The organism is Hyphococcus formosus (assembly GCF_046736345.1).
Lineage (GTDB): Bacteria > Pseudomonadota > Alphaproteobacteria > Caulobacterales > Parvularculaceae > Hyphococcus > Hyphococcus formosus.
Genome location: NZ_CP157210.1, coordinates 550,173 through 566,392, shown reverse-complemented (window position 1 = coordinate 566,392; position 16,220 = coordinate 550,173). Strand labels below are relative to the sequence as shown.

The 16,220-nt window shown below is 52.5% G+C and carries 16 protein-coding genes; 6 read left to right on the top strand and 10 right to left on the bottom strand.

Annotation, left to right across the window (positions count from 1 at the left end; translation table 11 throughout):
* Nucleotides 1–29 precede the first annotated feature (29 nt).
* Nucleotides 30–503: a transcription elongation factor GreA gene (gene greA / locus ABFZ83_RS02615; protein ID WP_411818792.1), complete on the top strand. Its 474-nt coding sequence runs from the start codon at nt 30–32 to the stop codon at nt 501–503.
* A 67-nt stretch (nt 504–570) separates the two neighbouring features.
* On the opposite strand, the gene gmk is transcribed toward greA, so the two are convergent.
* From gmk to fabD, 7 genes are all read right to left on the bottom strand, one after another.
* Nucleotides 571–1,215: a guanylate kinase gene (gene gmk / locus ABFZ83_RS02610; protein ID WP_411817876.1), complete on the bottom strand. Its 645-nt coding sequence runs from the start codon at nt 1,213–1,215 to the stop codon at nt 571–573.
* A 9-nt stretch (nt 1,216–1,224) separates the two neighbouring features.
* Nucleotides 1,225–2,115, bottom strand: a complete 891-nt coding sequence (locus ABFZ83_RS02605) for a YicC/YloC family endoribonuclease (protein WP_411817875.1) — start codon at nt 2,113–2,115, stop codon at nt 1,225–1,227.
* A complete protein-coding gene (gene mltG, locus ABFZ83_RS02600; protein WP_411817874.1) occupies nt 2,115–3,149 on the bottom strand; it encodes an endolytic transglycosylase MltG in 1,035 nt (344 codons plus the stop codon). The genes ABFZ83_RS02605 and mltG overlap by 1 nt, the downstream gene beginning before the upstream one ends.
* A 123-nt stretch (nt 3,150–3,272) precedes the next feature.
* Nucleotides 3,273–4,559 (bottom strand): beta-ketoacyl-ACP synthase II, encoded by a 1,287-nt coding sequence (gene fabF / locus ABFZ83_RS02595; protein ID WP_411817873.1) that lies wholly within the window; start codon nt 4,557–4,559, stop codon nt 3,273–3,275.
* A gap of 140 nt (nt 4,560–4,699) precedes the next feature.
* Nucleotides 4,700–4,936 carry an acyl carrier protein gene (locus ABFZ83_RS02590; RefSeq protein WP_369313801.1) on the bottom strand — a complete coding sequence of 79 codons (237 nt, stop codon included), beginning with the start codon at nt 4,934–4,936 and terminating at the stop codon, nt 4,700–4,702.
* A gap of 166 nt (nt 4,937–5,102) precedes the next feature.
* Entirely contained in the window at nt 5,103–5,840 is a 738-nt protein-coding gene (gene fabG / locus ABFZ83_RS02585) for a 3-oxoacyl-[acyl-carrier-protein] reductase (protein ID WP_411817872.1), read from the bottom strand.
* Between the two features lie 45 nt (nt 5,841–5,885).
* A complete protein-coding gene (gene fabD / locus ABFZ83_RS02580) occupies nt 5,886–6,821 on the bottom strand; it encodes an ACP S-malonyltransferase (protein WP_411817871.1) in 936 nt (311 codons plus the stop codon).
* 197 nt (nt 6,822–7,018) lie between these two features.
* Between fabD and ABFZ83_RS02575 the strand changes: the two genes are divergently transcribed.
* Nucleotides 7,019–8,050 carry a glycosyltransferase family 4 protein gene (locus tag ABFZ83_RS02575; protein WP_411817870.1) on the top strand — a complete coding sequence of 344 codons (1,032 nt, stop codon included), beginning with the start codon at nt 7,019–7,021 and terminating at the stop codon, nt 8,048–8,050.
* On the opposite strand, the gene ABFZ83_RS02570 is transcribed toward ABFZ83_RS02575, so the two are convergent.
* The 3 genes from ABFZ83_RS02570 to ABFZ83_RS02560 all read right to left on the bottom strand — a co-directional run bounded on the left by ABFZ83_RS02570 (nt 8,047) and on the right by ABFZ83_RS02560 (nt 12,497).
* On the bottom strand, nt 8,047–8,952 hold the full coding sequence (locus ABFZ83_RS02570; protein ID WP_411817869.1) for a glycerophosphodiester phosphodiesterase family protein: 906 nt from the start codon (nt 8,950–8,952) through the stop codon (nt 8,047–8,049). The genes ABFZ83_RS02575 and ABFZ83_RS02570 overlap by 4 nt on opposite strands.
* Nucleotides 8,953–8,985: 33 nt before the next feature.
* Entirely contained in the window at nt 8,986–9,915 is a 930-nt protein-coding gene (locus ABFZ83_RS02565) for a hypothetical protein (protein ID WP_411817868.1), read from the bottom strand.
* 80 nt (nt 9,916–9,995) lie between these two features.
* Nucleotides 9,996–12,497, bottom strand: a complete 2,502-nt coding sequence (locus ABFZ83_RS02560) for a TonB-dependent receptor (protein ID WP_411817867.1) — start codon at nt 12,495–12,497, stop codon at nt 9,996–9,998.
* Between the two features lie 838 nt (nt 12,498–13,335).
* On the opposite strand from ABFZ83_RS02560, the gene rpsF reads away from it, so the two are divergent.
* From rpsF to ABFZ83_RS02540, 4 genes are all read left to right on the top strand, one after another.
* A complete protein-coding gene (gene rpsF, locus ABFZ83_RS02555) occupies nt 13,336–13,722 on the top strand; it encodes a 30S ribosomal protein S6 (RefSeq protein ID WP_411817866.1) in 387 nt (128 codons plus the stop codon).
* A gap of 18 nt (nt 13,723–13,740) precedes the next feature.
* Nucleotides 13,741–13,965 carry a 30S ribosomal protein S18 gene (gene rpsR / locus ABFZ83_RS02550; RefSeq protein ID WP_369313791.1) on the top strand — a complete coding sequence of 75 codons (225 nt, stop codon included), beginning with the start codon at nt 13,741–13,743 and terminating at the stop codon, nt 13,963–13,965.
* Between the two features lie 5 nt (nt 13,966–13,970).
* The gene (gene rplI / locus ABFZ83_RS02545; RefSeq protein WP_411817865.1) at nt 13,971–14,576 is read left to right on the top strand and encodes a 50S ribosomal protein L9; all 606 of its coding nucleotides are present in this window, start codon (nt 13,971–13,973) and stop codon (nt 14,574–14,576) included.
* A 90-nt stretch (nt 14,577–14,666) separates the two neighbouring features.
* On the top strand, nt 14,667–16,157 hold the full coding sequence (locus tag ABFZ83_RS02540) for a replicative DNA helicase (RefSeq protein WP_411817864.1): 1,491 nt from the start codon (nt 14,667–14,669) through the stop codon (nt 16,155–16,157).
* Nucleotides 16,158–16,220 lie beyond the last annotated feature (63 nt).

The window sequence follows — 16,220 nt, the reverse complement described above, 5'->3', positions numbered from 1 at the left end:
CTTGGTTGGAGGAGAGAGAGGGCGCGATGATGGAAAAATTTCCTATGACGCTCGACGGCTACCAGAAACTGGAAGCTGAGCTTAAAAAACTGAAAAACGAAGAACGCCCTGCAGTCATTCAGGCGATCGCGGAAGCGCGTGCACATGGTGACCTGTCAGAAAACGCCGAATATCATTCAGCAAAAGAGCGTCAAGGTTGGATCGAAAGCCAGATTCTGAATCTGGAAGACAAATATACGCGCGCGCAGGTCATTGACGTTGCGAAGCTCGATGGTGACACCGTCAAATTCGGCGCAACAGTGACATTGATCGACGACGAGACCGAAGAAGAAAAAGTCTGGCAAATCGTTGGCGACCTCGAAGCCGACATTAAATTGCGCCGGATTTCGATTTCATCACCAATCGCTCGCGCCCTAATCGGCAAAAGCGAAGGCGACATGGTAGAGGTTTCGGCCCCTGGCGGTGCGCGCTCTTACGAAATCGCAAAAGTCGAATTCAAATAATTCGAGGCATCCCGGATGTTCATTCGGGATGCAAAATTCCAATTCATTTTATGCTTTATGGTCGGGGTTAGTTATCGCCGATCATGTCTTTGACGATTGCCGCCAACCCGACTTGGCGGCGTCGTTTCAACCGTTCTGCAAACAGAATAGAGCGCAATAGCTCTTCTGATTCATCAAGATCGTAATTGACGATCACATAATCATATTCCGCCCAATGAGACATTTCAGCGTCGGCTTTCGCCATTCGCTTTTGAACGACGTCTTCCGGGTCTTGCGCCCGCTTTCTCAAGCGGCGCTCAAGTTCGTCCCGCGACGGCGGCAAAATAAAGACTTTAACAACATCCTCACCAGCAACCTCGTCTAGCTGCTGCGCGCCCTGCCAATCAATATCGAAAAGAACGTCTTTACCCTGACGTAAGGTCTCCTGAACGAGCGCTGTCGGCGTTCCGTAGTAATAGCCAAATACGTTTGCCCATTCCATAAATTCATTATTATCGCGCATGCGGAAGAATTCTTCTTCAGACACGAAATAATAGTCTTTTCCGTGAGCTTCGCCGGGGCGTCGCGGCCGGGTCGTGACGGAAACCGACAAAACCATTTCACCGTCTTTAGTGAGCAAGCGATCCGCCAGCGTTGTTTTTCCCGCCCCTGATGGGCTGGAGAGGATAAACATCAGGCCCCGCCGGGCCACTTTCAGATCGCCACCAATCATTGGCCAGTCCTATTCAATATTCTGCACTTGTTCACGCAATTGATCGATAACCTTTTTGAGGTCAAGCCCGATGCGCTTTAAATCCATATCCGCCGCTTTGGAACAAAGCGTATTTGCTTCGCGATTACATTCTTGAATTAGAAAATCAAGATCGCGACCGACCGCGCCGGTTTTCGCCAATAACGCGCGCCCACTTTCAACATGGGATTTCAATCGATCCAATTCTTCCCGCACATCGGCTTTGATGGCCAGAAGCGCCGCCTCCTGCGCCAGCCGTTCCTCATTGATGCCGCTATCACCCAATAATTCCTGAAGCTGCGCTTCTATGCGCTGGCGTATGGCCTTAGGCGTCACGGCAGCATGATCCGCAGCGTCTTTGGTCAGCTTTTCGATCTCATCGAACTCGCTTTTCAAGACGGCATGCATCGCCTCGCCTTCTTTTTGGCGAGACGCCACGAGACCATCGAGCGCTTCCTCATATCCCTTGATCAGCGCATCAATCAGATGCGAGCGCGCCTCATCGTCAATATCACCATCAACCGCCTCGATTACGCCGCGTAGTGCCAAAATGCCTTCTGGCTGTGGCGGCGCACACTCTATTTGCACACGAAGCTTTTCGACCATGGCAACAGCCTCGGCCAGCATGTCTTCATTGACCCGATAGCCGGCGGCAGTTGCATCGGCATTTAATGTCAAAGTGCAATTGACGGAACCGCGCGCTAATTTCTTTTTAGTGCGCTTGCGGAGTTCTGGTTCTAACGCCTCAAACCCTTGCGGCAGGCGGCAGCGCCACTCAAGACCGCGCCCATTGACGCTGCGAATTTCCCAAACAAAGCGCCAGCCATCTTGCGCGCCTTCGCTGCGCGCAAAACCGGTCATTGATGCGATTTTACTCTTCACTATCCATCCTGTTGCGCGCGTTCGCGCTCTATCTTCCGCCATGAAGCAACATTACGATTGTGCTCTCTTAGCGTTGAAGCAAATGCGTGTCCGCCCGTACCATCGGCGACAAAGAAAATATAATCCGTATCCGCCGGATTAAGCACCGCCTCTATCGACGCTCGACCGGGATTTGCGATTGGCGTCGGGGGCAATCCTTTAATGACATAGGTATTATATGGGGTTTCGCCGCGCAGTTCGCTCAGGCGTATGCCGCGCCCCAATGGCTCGCCCTTTGTCAGGCCGTAGATAATCGTCGGATCTGATTCAAGGCGCATACCTCGCTTTAACCGGTTCACGAAAACCGATGCAATCTGCGGTCTCTCTTCCGGTAAGCCTGTTTCCTTTTCAACGATGGATGCGAGAATAATCGCCTCTTGCGGGTTTGCGAAGGGAAGTTCCATAGCGCGGTTGGGCCATAACTCCTCTAGCAATGCAACTTGGTCGTCCATCATGCGCTTGATGATGGCATCGCGCGTTTCACCGCGCGTGAAGGCAAATGTCTCTGGCAACAACTCCCCTTCGGCCGGGCTCAAGGAAATCTCGCCTTCGAGAGTTTCATTGCTCTCAACAAGGCGAAGGATTTGCGCCGTTGTCAGCCCCTCCGCCGCAGTGAAGAAATGAAGAATGCTTTTGCCTTCTATCAGAAGGTCAATCACATCCATGACGCTCGCGCCGGCCGGAATGCGATATTCGCCGGCCTTAAGAGCGCTCTGCACCCCACGTAACCGCACTGCCGCAACAAAAAGCTTGGGGTGTTTAATTACCCCGTCATCGCCAAGCTTCTGGGCGATAGTCGAAACTGCGCTTCCGCTTTCTAGAAGAACGATCGTATCTTCGGTGCTCGGTCCGGGATTGGTCGCTTCGCGATAGGCATAATAGGCACCACCGCCAACCAGTAAGCCGGCGATCAATCCGATCACCACAATGAAAATCAGAAATGATTTTACGGCTCCACCGCGCTGGCCGCGCTTAAGATTACTCGTCGAATTCATCCTGCCCATCCCCGCAAAGTCCCCAAATTGCGCTTTGATCGCGCATGGTGAACCCATGCGCGCAGCAAGCTTAGAGCGTTTTTGCATGAAGGGGAAACCAACTTTTCGCCAGATTTTTGGCGATTACCCATCGACCCGCCGCATGATGAGCGAAGCATTGGTGCCGCCAAATCCAAAGGAATTGGATAGCGCGACGTTGATTGGTTTCCTGACGGCCTTATTCGGCGCAAGATTGATCGGCGTTTCAACCGACGGATTATCGAGATTAAGCGTCGGCGGGGCAACGCCATCACGCATCGCCAAGAGGCAAAAAATTGCCTCAACCGCACCGGCCGCACCGAGCAGATGGCCAATTGACGATTTCGTCGAAGACATCACCAGATTCTCGGCGGCATCGCCGAACAGGCGCTCAACCGCCCGCAATTCAATTTCATCACCGACAGGGGTCGAGGTCCCATGCGCGTTGACATAGTCAATGTCTTTGGGGGCCAGTCCAGCGCGTTTCAACGCCATCTGCATCGCCCGGTAACCACCATTCCCATCATCTGCCGGGGCAGTGATGTGATGGGCGTCACCAGACAAGCCGTAACCGATGACCTCGCCATAGATCTTTGCGCCACGGGCTTTTGCGCGCTCATATTCTTCGAGCATGACAAAACCAGCGCCCTCACCCATCAAGAAACCATCACGGTCGGTATCGTAGGGGCGCGATGCTTTTTCCGGCGTGTCATTGAAATGCGTCGTCAGCGCTTTGCATGAAGCAAAGCCGGCAAACCCGATCGGACAGATTGACGATTCTGCGCCGCCAGCCAACATCACGTCAGCATCATCAAATGCAATCAGGCGCGCAGCATCACCGATTGAATGTGCCCCCGATGAACAGGCGGTCACAACTGCATGGTTCGGCCCCTTCATCCCATGGCGGATTGAAATCTGCCCGGAGACAAGGTTGATCAAATTACCGGTGATAAAGAATGGCGATACACGGCGCGGCCCTTTTTCGTTGAGAACAAGAACCTCACGCTCAATCCCCTGAAGCCCGCCAATACCCGAGCCGGTCATCACACCAGCGCGTTCGCGTTCTTCGTCGGTTTTCAGCTCAAGACCGGAGTCTTCAAAGGCCATCTGCGCCGCTGCGACGCCATAGACCATAAAGTCGTCCATGCGACGCTGCTCGCGCGGCTCGACCCAATCATCTGCATTGAACGCAGCCTCACCGGCTTTTTCGCCGCCGCCATAACCATTGGTTTTGGGAACTTCCGCTGCGATACGGCAAGGAAGTCCAGAGGTGTCGAATTTCTCAACAACTCCGGCTCCAGATTCGCCATTGATGAGTCGCGACCATACGGGCTCAATCCCGAACCCGAGTGGAGAAACGATTCCAATACCAGTGACCACAACACGGCGCATGCCATTCAACTCCGATCAAATACAATTGAGCCGAGATGGTAAGCGCTTAAGTCAGGCACCGATGCAGGCATCAACAATACAGGCAAACGGCACCGCTGGCGCAAAACCACCAAGCGGCACGTCAACACAAGAAAAGCAAATTACTTCTTTTGCTCTTCGATAAACTTGATAGCGTCGCCAACCGATTGGATCGTTTCAGCAGCGTCATCAGGAATTTCAACGTCAAATTCTTCTTCGAACGCCATAACCAGCTCGACGATATCAAGACTATCGGCACCGAGGTCATCGATAAAGCTCGCTTTCGGCTCAACTTTAGCTGCATCCACGTCGAGGTGCTCGACAACAATTTTCTTTACGCGTTCCGCGAGATCAGACATTCAACGCTCCTTAGTAAAAACAGTTATTTATACTTTCCGACAGATAACTTGAAGATGGTCCGCTGCAGCCAGAAAGATGTCATTCGGGGCGCAATTACGGCATATTGCAGATTGTTGCAACGTCAAAACTACCACTTTCAAGTCACTAACTGACGCAATTCTGGCCCTAGACCATCGCCATGCCGCCATTGACATGGATTGTCTGGCCCGTGACGTACCGCGCCTCTTCCGATGCCAAATATACAGCCGCGCTGGCAATGTCATCAGGTGATCCCATCGCGCCGGCAGGAATTTTCCCCAGAATCGCTTCTTTTTGCTGATCATTCAGGGCATCGGTCATGGCCGTCGCGATAAATCCAGGCGCGATGCAGTTCACGGTCACATTACGGCTCGCCACTTCCTGAGCCAGTGATTTTGACATGCCAATCATGCCGGCCTTAGAGGCAGAATAGTTCGCCTGTCCAGGATTGCCGGTCACACCTACAACTGAGGTAACGCCAATAATGCGGCCGAATCGCTGCTTGGTCATGCCCCGGAGGCTCGCCTTCGCCAGACGGAAATACGCGGTCAAATTGATCTTGATGACCTCATCCCACATATCGGGCTTGAGCATCATCATGAGATTGTCGCGAGTCACGCCCGCATTCGAAATCACAATATCGAGCCCGCCCATATTCTCGGCTGCTTGTTTTGGTAGTGCATCAACCGCATCAAGATCGGAAAGGTTACAAGGCGCAACATGAACGCGGCCTTCTAGCTCAGTCGCCAGCGCCTCAAGTTTTTCGGCGCGCGTTCCGGAGATGGTAACGGCCGCCCCTTGCTTATGCAGTGATTTCGCAACCGCTTCGCCAATGCCGCCCGTTGCGCCAGTGACAAGTGCCCGTTTACCGGAAAGATCAAACATGCCGTATCCCTTTTTTCTGTCTACGGAAGAAGTGAATTTGTGTAATCAGCCTTTTACAAAACCATCAATATCGCCAGCCGCACCGACATTGGAAATCGTTGCGCTGCGGTCGATCCGTTTAATCAGGCCACTCAGGACTTTGCCTGATCCCAGTTCAACATAATTATCGCACCCCTGTGCAATCATATATTGAACGCTTTCAGTCCAACGTACACGCCCCGTAACCTGTTTTACTAGTAGCGCGCGAATATCGCTCGGGCTCACGGTATCTTTCGCCGTTACGTTTGCAACCAATGCAGTCGCTGGCGCTGATATTTCCGCCTTCGACAAAGCGTCTTCCATTCGCTCTGCCGCAGGCTGCATGAGAGAAGAGTGGAATGGCGCTGACACTGGCAACAATTTAGCGATCTTGGCACCGAATTCCTTCGCGCCGGCACATACTGCTTCGACGCGCTTTTTCTCGCCCGAGATAACCACCTGACCGGGTGCGTTATCATTAGCGATTTCGCAAACCCCGTCGCCCTCAGCCGCATCGATTGCTTTTTGCGCAGCGTCCAGATCAACGCCAATCAATGCTGCCATTGCGCCTTCGCCGACCGGTACAGCCGCTTGCATGGCTTCGCCCCTGATCCGCAAGAGCTTTGCCGTATCCGCAAGGCTAATCGCGCGCGCCGCACACAGCGCGGAATACTCACCGAGCGAATGACCGGCGACAAACATCGCATTTGCAATATCGAGCCCGGCTTCTGCCTCCAGAACCCGCACCACCGCAATTGAATGTGCCATCAATGCGGGCTGCGTGTTGGTCGTCAGGGTAAGCTCTTCCATTGGACCTTCACGCATCAATTTGGACAGGTTCTGGCCAAGCGCGTCATCAACTTCCTGAAAAACCTCCCGCGCCGCGGGAAATGCATCGACCAGATCTGAGCCCATGCCTACGGCCTGACTACCTTGCCCTGGAAATACATATGCACGCGCCATCTGGTCTGCCCTTCATTGGAATCATTTGAGAGCGCGGACATAGCCTTCACCACCGTTTAGGGCAAGAACCAGCGTAAATTACTGGCACAAATCAACTATATTTTGCGGCATTTGCCGGGCGCTGTTATCAGCATTGATGATTGATAGATTTTTGTGCAGCGCCGTAAAGGCGGATTGCGCGGCAACGAACGAGCCATATGACCAATAAGACGCCCATCCGCATCGCAAATATTTCGAATAACCCTGACCCGGATTGGGTGTGGCTACGGGATCTGATGCCCCGTGACCTCACCGTGAATGGACGCTCACTCGAATGGACGGGCTATTCCATGGCGGCAAAATCGCCGCGATTGGCAGCGCTCGGCCGTTTAAAAGGCGCACGCGCCTTAGCCCGAGATGCACGCAAACAGCCCTTTGACCTTGTTGTTTCCCATGGCCCTTGGGCCACCGCTTGGACGGAATGGGTCGCTGGGCCCGCCATTAACGCCGCAAAGCATCTGGCATTTTCCTTCAACTATACGGATTTGCCGACCGGGGTCCGAAAAAGCCTCATGCAATCGGCATTCAAAAATGTCGACGGTTTCGCGGTATTTACCGATGCAGAACAAGGGCTTTACGCGGATCTCTTCAACATCGACCAAAGCCGGTTTTTGCGTGCGCCTTGGGGTGTTTCGTCGCCGCTCACCAAAATCGAGCCTCGCGCCGTCTCAGAGGCCTATTTTGCGGCACTTGGCGGCGAAGCCCGCGATTATGAAGTCTTATGCGAAGCGGCCCGCGCGCTTCCAGCAATCCGATTTATCGTTGTCGCACGCCCGCATAATTTTGACGGCCTGAACCCGCCGCCCAATTTGGAGGTTAGGTTCAACCTTCCGTTCAACGAAGCGTGGGCCATCGTCCAGTATGCCGAAGCGGCGATCATTCCGCTTCGCAGCCGAGAAACACCCTGCGGGCTCGTGACCTTGGTTGGCGCGATGCATCTCGGCAAGGCGCAAATCGTCACCGACGCAGCCGGTGCCGCGGACTACATCAAGGACCGCGAAACTGGACTTCTCGTCCCCGCGAGAGACAGCGCCGCGCTGGTCGAAGCGATCAAGACATTGGCAGATGACCCGGAACTCGCAATGCGGATCGGCCACAACGCTAAAAACTACGCCGCGCAGAATTGCAGCGAGGACAATACGATCCAATTCTTCACCGATTTATTGAAGAATTGGTTCGGTAAACATTAGCTACAAGCCCGCGAAAGATCCTTTCGCACGCCTAGCTCATCGAGAATAGAAATTAACGCCGCTGGTTCATCCGTTTGAATAACATCCGGGTTCGTATCAATAATCGCGCGCACTAGGCGTTCATCACCCCACCGGAGCATCTGATCCGGCATGCCTAAGATATTGATGTAACCGGATACACCGATTTCATCGAGCGCGTCGGATAATTCTTGAGAGGCATATTCCTCGCGAAGGTGAATAAGCTCCAAGTTGTTCTGCTTCGCTAATGAAAGCGCCTCTTCGGCTGAAGACGCAATCGGCTGCACCACCGCGTCAGGTAAATATGACCGCACTTCATCAAGTACGCTCATTTTGCTGTGGTAAAAAAAGACCCCAGATGCAGCGCCGCTTCTCTCGACCACATGCGCGATAGGGGCAATTTCCGTCGATTTCAGATCGATATTGACAGCAATACGGCCCATCGCTGCGTTAAGCGCGGCGCTCAATGTCGGCACCCTCTCTTCAGTAAGCGTACCATCGGGCATTTTGAGTTTTAATCGCCGCAATGCCGCGAGCGTATATCCGTCAACGGCCCCCTCGCCGTTGGTGGTTCGATCAACCGTCGCATCATGCATCAAGACCGGAACGCCATCGCTGGTCAGCCTGACATCAAGCTCGACGATATCGACACCTAGAGCGATTGCGCGCTCTATCGAAGCGATTGAATTTTCCGGCGCTGTGTCATGCGCGGCGCGATGCGCGGTTACGAGGATGCGCCCAGTCCGATCGTGCCGGATCGACGCAAGAACGGAATCCGAACGACAAGAAACGATTTTCCCTGTGCGCACGCCTTCTTTAAGGGCCATACACCCGGACAACATTAGGAGTAGCGCGGCAACAATCCACCGCGAAAATTTCAACATTTTTTATGCCTGTATAATTTGGGTATCCGGACCCTATTGACCCGGATGACCTTCAACTTCGACCGCAGAGAATGAGAAAATCTCTGGATTATTTTCATCAGCGGTAACCAGCACATAGCCCCGCTCGGGTGAGCCAAAGACTTCAAGTCGCGTTACGTGATTTGCACGTGTACGGCCGTCTTTGAATTTGAGGGGTTTATCGACACGGAAAATATGCGAGTCGCCGTGAACCGCGAGGATAGGCACGCCCAGTTCTTCACCTTCATTGGCCAATAGAGATTTGAAATCGCGATAGGCGGTGGCGCGCCAATAAATATCGTCCCAACCGGGATTTCCGTGGAACAGAACCACTAGGCCCTTCGCGTTCTTTGATTTTACCTCGTCATAAGCCGCTTGCAGCCATTCAAGATTAGCCTTGTTGCGGCGTTCATATTCTTCAAAAGCGTAGCGGTCGGGGTACAGACCATTATTTCCGCCCGGCATATGGAGTGTCACAAATACAATGCCCTTACGCATCCACCGCGCATTCTCGCGGTACTCACCCTTTTGCTGAACTAGCGGCATCGGATTTTTGCCAAGGCTTTTACCCTTGGGGACCAGGGCTTCACGTAGTTTCTCAAGGCGCTCCAACGGATGCCAGTCGCCTTTTCCTTTGAGCTTGCAGTCTGTCCACGCATTGTCGCCCGGCACGAACACCAATGGCCCATTGATCCGGCTGAATACTTCAACCGCCTCTTCGCGCTGTTGATCTGTGCACGGTCCACCGCCTTGAATATCGCCTACAAAAACAGTGAATTCAGGATTGGCTTCGTTAATGCGCTCTGCGAGTGCCAAATCTTTCGCATGCCCTTCCGCAGTCTCTTCTTGAATGTCACCAAATACGGCGAAGCGCAGCGGTTCCGCGGAAACAGACGCACATAAAACCGCACCCGCACAAATTCCCGACAATAGTGCTTTAAACATAACCGAAATTCCTTTTTCGAATGGAATAAGGAACGGCCAGCACAGGGTGCCGACCGTTCCCGCGATCAAGAGCCTACAAATTAGTATTTGTAGGAAATCGTGAACCAGTAAGAGTTCCCGAAATCATTGATTTCGCGAAGGTGGTTCAAGTCCGAATAGTAATTTGTACGTGGATTATTGAGAAGGTTCCGTCCCTCTACCTGGAACTGGAAGTTGTCATTCAACTGCCAACGAACCTGCGCGTCGAGCTGTTCATAAGACGCTTCGGCACGCGTTGCGCTCGTTGGACGATCATCAACATAGTTATAAGTGACTTTCGCCGAGAATGGGCCTTTCGCATAAAGTGCAGCCACATTGTAGAGATAGTCAGGCTGTGACAACAGGTTTCCGCCCGGTGCAGGACCATTGATGCCGTCCATCAGCGTAAGGTTGGCAGCGATACCCAAACCGTCAAACGGAGCCGGAAGGAATTCGAAAGCATCGTCCGCATAGGAGATTTCGAGACCAGAAACTTCTACCTGATCAAGGTTGATTGGCTGCGTTACAGTGTATGTATCACCATTGATAACTTCTTCGAATGTCTCAGAGGTAATCTGGTTTTTGATAATCTTGTGGAACGCTGCAACCGAGAAGAATTGACCGCGGTCGATATACCATTCGAAACCAAGATCAAAGCTTTTCGATTCGCGCGGCTTAAGCGCCGTGTTCGCCCGGCGGATTGTGAGGTTCACTTCGTCAAAAGTTTCCGCACCCGCTAGGTCCGGATGGTTCGGACGACCAAGGGCTTCGGCGAAGCCCGCACGGATCTTCATTTGCGGAGTGATTTCGAATGTGTAGACCATAGACGGTAGGAAGTGATCATACTCGATCTCACGCGCGATTTGCTCAGGACCACCATTGAGCGTCGCAACAGTTGCTACCTCAGTGCGCTCATAGCGAACACCACCGATAAAAGTATGCGGTCCGTGGCGGTATGAAAGCATACCGTAGCCAGCCATGACATCTTCCTGAATGTCGTAGAATGAATTCGCATTCGAAGCATCAACCGCGTTGAAGAGGTCCGGGTTTGCAAAAAGGAAGTCTGTGAACAGATCTTCATCGATTAGTGGGTAATTAATGCCAAGATCTTCGACGGTGTAAGACTGTGATCCAGCGTCGATGAAATCTTCAACGGTCAATACTGTACCTGGATCGGCAAGAGTGAAGTTAGTCGCTTCGTCGTAACGGTTCTTTTCGAGATTGCGATATTTTGCACCGACCTTAAAACCAAGACCTTCCGCGTCGCCCTCGAGATTCCAGCTATAATCAGCTTTAAACTCAGTCACGTCTTCTTCATTGCGGAAGTTGCCGTGGAAGTAGTTCTGGAATTGGAACTGATCAAGGCCGTTCTGGAGCAGTGATGGGTCATTCAGAACGACAGTCGCGAGCTGACCATCATCAATGCTTTCGCCTTCGAAGTCATAGCTGTAACCAAAGCCAGCAAGGCTACCGGTGCGGAATGACGCGTTCGGGTATGGGTGCCCCTGAACACCGTGCGAATAATATGCACCGACTTCTAGAAGGCCGCGTTCCGTTGGGCGGAACTCGATTGTGCCCTGGAGGTTGTCGATCGTCTGACCGAGCGGGAATTTGTCAAAACGAAGATAGCCCTGACCAGCATCATAGCTGCCTGTAGTCGCAGAGGTTTGCGTCAGGCCTTCTTCATAGATCCGGAACTGCGTACGAACTTCGTCATACTGGTAGTCGAAACGCGACGCGGAAAGCGCGACATGGAAATTGTCATTCGGTTTGTATTCAAACTTGGCAAGACCGTTCCAGCGCTTGATCTGATTTGCGTAATCAAGCGGCTGCGCTTCATTGACGAAATCACCGATTTCGTTTGAACCGACACCGATGATTGGGCGGCCCTGATCGCGCTTCTTGTCGAAATACGTACCGGCGAAAAGGACGCCGATTGTATCATCAAAGAATGTATGAGAGACCGCACCGTCAAAACGATATGATGGGTTTGAGAAGCTGTTTGGAAGCTGGCCCGTATTATTGTGAAGACCAACAGATGCGTTTGCAACAGCGTAAAGACCTTCAGTATCGAATGCTGAACGCGTAACGAGATTAATAACGCCGCCAACGCTGTGGCCGTCATAATCTGGCGTTACCGCTTTGATGACTTCAAGACGCTTAACCGCTGTTGGCGGAATAGACTCGATATTGATGTCGCGATCCGAACGATCGGTCGATGCGATTTGACCACCATCGATTGAAATAAATGTGTAGCGCTGATCGAGACCACGCAGGCCAACATAACGGCCTTCGTCTTCGTCGAAAACTGTGACCACGCCCGGAATACGGCGAAGGCTATCTGCAACATTGAGGTCTGGCTGGCGACCGAGCTCGTCCGCGCTGAGGAAGTCAGCGATACGATCTTCGTCGGCTTTCGCAGCAATCGACGAACGGTTTTGCAATCGGTATCCAGTTACGACAATTGAATCTTCGCCGTTCGCATCTTGTGCCAATGCCGCATTTGACACAGCCATGCTAGCCGCAATCGCAGCAACAGATGCTACGAGATATAATTTCTTCATGAGTATCCCCAGAATTTGCGCCGGCACCTACGGGGCCGACTAAATGAGCAAAATTACGTGCTGCTTCCCCCACAACCCGCAGCGCGCTTCTAGCGTTAACGGATTTATTCTGTGAACCGACTTTTGATGAAACTTTTGCGATTGTTTTTTAAACAAATTGTGCATTGCCGGAATGGTAATAAATTCTTTTATACGAAAATACTGACCAGACTTCGCAGATGAATATTTACTTCATTACATCGTACAGGGATCTTTTTTACTTTATATGAATGCCAAACCCGTTGCGAATTGAACGGCATATAGGAACGCCATGCATAACAATTGCTACAGTTCTTTAACAAACGCGTACCATGCGCGTCCCGTTGCGCATTTGGTGCTCAATATTTTTGCATCGGTGAACTCATCAGGGTGGTGATTATTAGCAATATTGATTGGTTTTACTTGCAACTCGCAATGCTAAATCGGTCGCTCAATCGACTACCGTCACGAACCGGGTACTGGTTCGAGTTTCAGCGTCCGGTGGCGCAACCACACGCTCTCGAATCGAAATATCAAAATACGCATCTAGTGCGCCTTTCGCTAGATGCCACAAGATAACAGCTTTCCGGCCATGTCTTTTTCGCGCCAAACCGGCAAAATCCCTCAATATTCATTGGTTTCAGGCTTGCAAATCTCCACACCCTCATTTATTGCCCCGGTCTTCACGAGCGATGGTCGCAGGCGCTCGGACATCTTTGTCCGGGTTTAAGGGATGGTCCCTTAGTCATGTGAGCCAAAGGCCAGCCGGGTACGCCAGCAGCACCCCGGGGTCTCCATCGCCAAACAAGGAGCTGGCTCTATGCCGCTTTATGAGCACATCTTTATTGCGCGTCAGGATATCTCCCCCGCGCAAGTCGAAGGTCTGACCGAAACGCTCGCCAAGATTGTCACCGACAATGGCGGCAAAATCGAGAAGTCAGAATATTGGGGTCTTCGTAACCTCCAGTACAAAATCAACAAAAACCGCAAAGGCCATTACAGCCTTTTCAACATCGAAGCGCCGGCAGCGGCAATCGCTGAACTTGAGCGTCAGGAAAAGATTATCGACGACGTCATGCGTTCGTTGACGATCCGTGTTGACGAATTGGATGCCGAGCCATCACCCGTATTGAGCCGCCGCGACAGAAATGATCGTGGAGACCGCGGCGATCGCGGAGACCGTGGTGACCGCGGCGGACGCCGGTAAGAGAAGAGGACATAAATCATGGCTAAACCATTTTTCAGACGCCGCAAAACCTGTCCTTTCTCCGGTGATAACGCACCGAAGATTGACTACAAGGATCCGAAAATGTTGCAGCGCTTCGTTTCAGAGCGTGGCAAGATTGTTCCATCGCGGATCTCAGCCGTTTCACACAAGAAGCAACGTGAGCTCGCCCGCGCAATTAAACGCGCGCGTTTCCTCGCTTTGCTTCCCTATGTATCGGAGTAAGGCCCATGCAAGTTATCCTTCTTGAGCGGGTCGAAAATCTCGGCCAAATGGGCGATATTGTAAATGTACGCCCAGGTTACGCGCGCAACTATCTGTTGGCGCAGAAAAAAGCGCTCCGCGCTAATGATGACAACAAGAAAGCTTTCGAGGCCCAACGCGCTCAGCTTGAAGCACGCAACCTCGAACGCAAAAAAGAAGCTGAAGCTGTTGCTGAGAAAATCGAAGGCACAAGCTACGTTCTTATCCGCCAATCTTCGGATATGGGCGCGCTTTACGGCTCAGTGACAACCCGTGACATTGCGGATGCCGCATCATCTGGTGGCTTCAGCATCGAGCGTTCACAGGTTCGACTCGACAAGCCGCTGAAAGCACTTGGTGTTTTCCCTGTTCGCATTGCGCTTCACCCCGAAGTCGACGCGAATATCAACATCAATATTGCGCGGTCAGAAGACGAAGCAGAACGTCAAGCCCGTGGTGAAGACGTGTTGGCAAGCGAAGCCGACCGTGAAGCCGCAGAGGACGAAGAAGCAAAAGCCGAGTTCTTTGACGAAGAGGCACAAGCCGCTGTTGATTCGGAAGAAGGCGAAGCCGCCGACACTACCGAAGCTTAATATAGCGCTTCTTATTGTTTACCCGTCATGGGGAATAATTTAGTCGCCGGCTGGCTTTCCAGCCGGCGATTTTTTTGATCTAACATAACCATGGCGGACGGATCAGGGGCAGCTTCACAAATTAGTTCGGGTGCGGAGGATAAACTCCCCGCAAGCCTTGATGCCGAGCAGGCCATTCTGGGTGCCATTCTCTTTGACAACGAAATCTATCATCGCATTTCTATCTTCTTGAAAGGCGAGCATTTTTTCGACCCCGTCCATCAACTGATCTTCGAAGCCGCAGGTGACCTTGTAAACTCCGGTCGCCTCGCCTCGCCCGTTACGATCGATACCTATCTCGCAAATGCGCAAGGCTATCTCGATGCAGGCGGCAAACGTTATCTAGAACAACTAGCGGCCAATGTTCCATCAACGACGGGCGCGGCGGATTACGCGCGCATCGTTTTTGACCTTTCTGTATGCCGTGGCTTGATGTCGATCGGCACAGAGATGGCGGATCGGGCAAAAGTCGCAACGCTTGATGATAGCCCGTCCGCGCAGCTTCAAGACGCCGAACAGGCGCTCTATAAACTCGCGGAAACCGGCAAATATGGCGGCGGATTTAAATCATTCCGAACAGCCATTACCGAAGCGATTGAATTGGCGAATGCCGCCGTTAAACGCGACGGGGGTCTTGCCGGTGTTTCGACCGGCTTGCGCGACCTTGATCGCATGATGGGCGGCTTGCACCCGTCTGATCTGATTATTCTCGCGGGCCGCCCTTCTATGGGTAAGACGTCGCTCGCAACCAATATTGCTGTGAATGCGGCCAAAGCCTATCGCGAAGAAAAACAACCTGACGGCACCATGAAGGCCGTTGACGGCGCGGTCGTCGGTTTCTTCTCCCTTGAAATGTCAGCTGAACAGCTCGCAACCCGTATCTTGTCTGAGTTTGCGACAGTCGCTTCGGAAAAGATTCGCCGCGGTGAAGTCGATCAGGAACAATTCGACCAGATTTATCATGCGGCTCGAGAGCTTGAAAAACTCAAGCTCTATATCGATGACACCGGCGGTATCTCAATCGGCCAGTTGGCCGCGCGCGCGCGCCGCTTAAAACGGCAGCATGGGCTCGGCCTGATTGTCGTCGACTATCTGCAGCTTCTGTCCGGTTCAGGCAAACGCGCCTCTGATGGCCGGGTGCAGGAAATCACTGAAATCAGTATGGGCCTAAAGGCGATCGCAAAGGAACTTGATGTTCCGGTGATTGCCCTTTCGCAGTTGTCACGTCAGGTTGAAGCCCGCGAAGATAAACGACCACAGCTCGCTGACCTTCGCGAATCGGGTTCGATCGAGCAGGACGCCGACGTTGTCTTGTTCGTTTTCCGTGAAAAATACTATCTCGGGCGGACCGAACCCCGTGAAGGCACCGAAGAGCATGCAAAATGGCTCGCCCGCATGAGCGAAGTCGGCGATACCGCCGAAGTTATTATCGGTAAACAGCGTCACGGCCCAATCGGTAAAGTTGATCTGCACTTTGAAGAGAAATTCACGAAATTCTCTAATCTGGCGGATGACCGCTATATGGGTGAGCACGACCACTAATCGTGTGGTTTTGTAGGCTCTACACGCGTCCTGCGCGCTTATACCTCTTTTCCCGACCGCAAA

Bases quoted from the DNA above. Each gene is read 5' to 3' on its own strand.
- rplI (WP_411817865.1), top strand. From the start codon at position 13,971: ATGCAAGTTATCCTTCTTGAGCGGGTCGAAAATCTCGGCCAAATGGGC.
- fabG (WP_411817872.1), bottom strand. From the start codon at position 5,840: ATGTTTGATCTTTCCGGTAAACGGGCACTTGTCACTGGCGCAACGGGC.
- ABFZ83_RS02560 (WP_411817867.1), bottom strand. From the start codon at position 12,497: ATGAAGAAATTATATCTCGTAGCATCTGTTGCTGCGATTGCGGCTAGC.
- fabD (WP_411817871.1), bottom strand. From the start codon at position 6,821: ATGGCGCGTGCATATGTATTTCCAGGGCAAGGTAGTCAGGCCGTAGGC.
- ABFZ83_RS02590 (WP_369313801.1), bottom strand. From the start codon at position 4,936: ATGTCTGATCTCGCGGAACGCGTAAAGAAAATTGTTGTCGAGCACCTC.
- rpsF (WP_411817866.1), top strand. From the start codon at position 13,336: ATGCCGCTTTATGAGCACATCTTTATTGCGCGTCAGGATATCTCCCCC.
- ABFZ83_RS02540 (WP_411817864.1), top strand. From the start codon at position 14,667: ATGGCGGACGGATCAGGGGCAGCTTCACAAATTAGTTCGGGTGCGGAG.
- mltG (WP_411817874.1), bottom strand. From the start codon at position 3,149: ATGAATTCGACGAGTAATCTTAAGCGCGGCCAGCGCGGTGGAGCCGTA.
- fabF (WP_411817873.1), bottom strand. From the start codon at position 4,559: ATGCGCCGTGTTGTGGTCACTGGTATTGGAATCGTTTCTCCACTCGGG.
- rpsR (WP_369313791.1), top strand. From the start codon at position 13,741: ATGGCTAAACCATTTTTCAGACGCCGCAAAACCTGTCCTTTCTCCGGT.
- gmk (WP_411817876.1), bottom strand. From the start codon at position 1,215: ATGATTGGTGGCGATCTGAAAGTGGCCCGGCGGGGCCTGATGTTTATC.
- greA (WP_411818792.1), top strand. From the start codon at position 30: ATGGAAAAATTTCCTATGACGCTCGACGGCTACCAGAAACTGGAAGCT.
- ABFZ83_RS02570 (WP_411817869.1), bottom strand. From the start codon at position 8,952: ATGTTGAAATTTTCGCGGTGGATTGTTGCCGCGCTACTCCTAATGTTG.
- ABFZ83_RS02565 (WP_411817868.1), bottom strand. From the start codon at position 9,915: ATGTTTAAAGCACTATTGTCGGGAATTTGTGCGGGTGCGGTTTTATGT.
- ABFZ83_RS02575 (WP_411817870.1), top strand. From the start codon at position 7,019: ATGACCAATAAGACGCCCATCCGCATCGCAAATATTTCGAATAACCCT.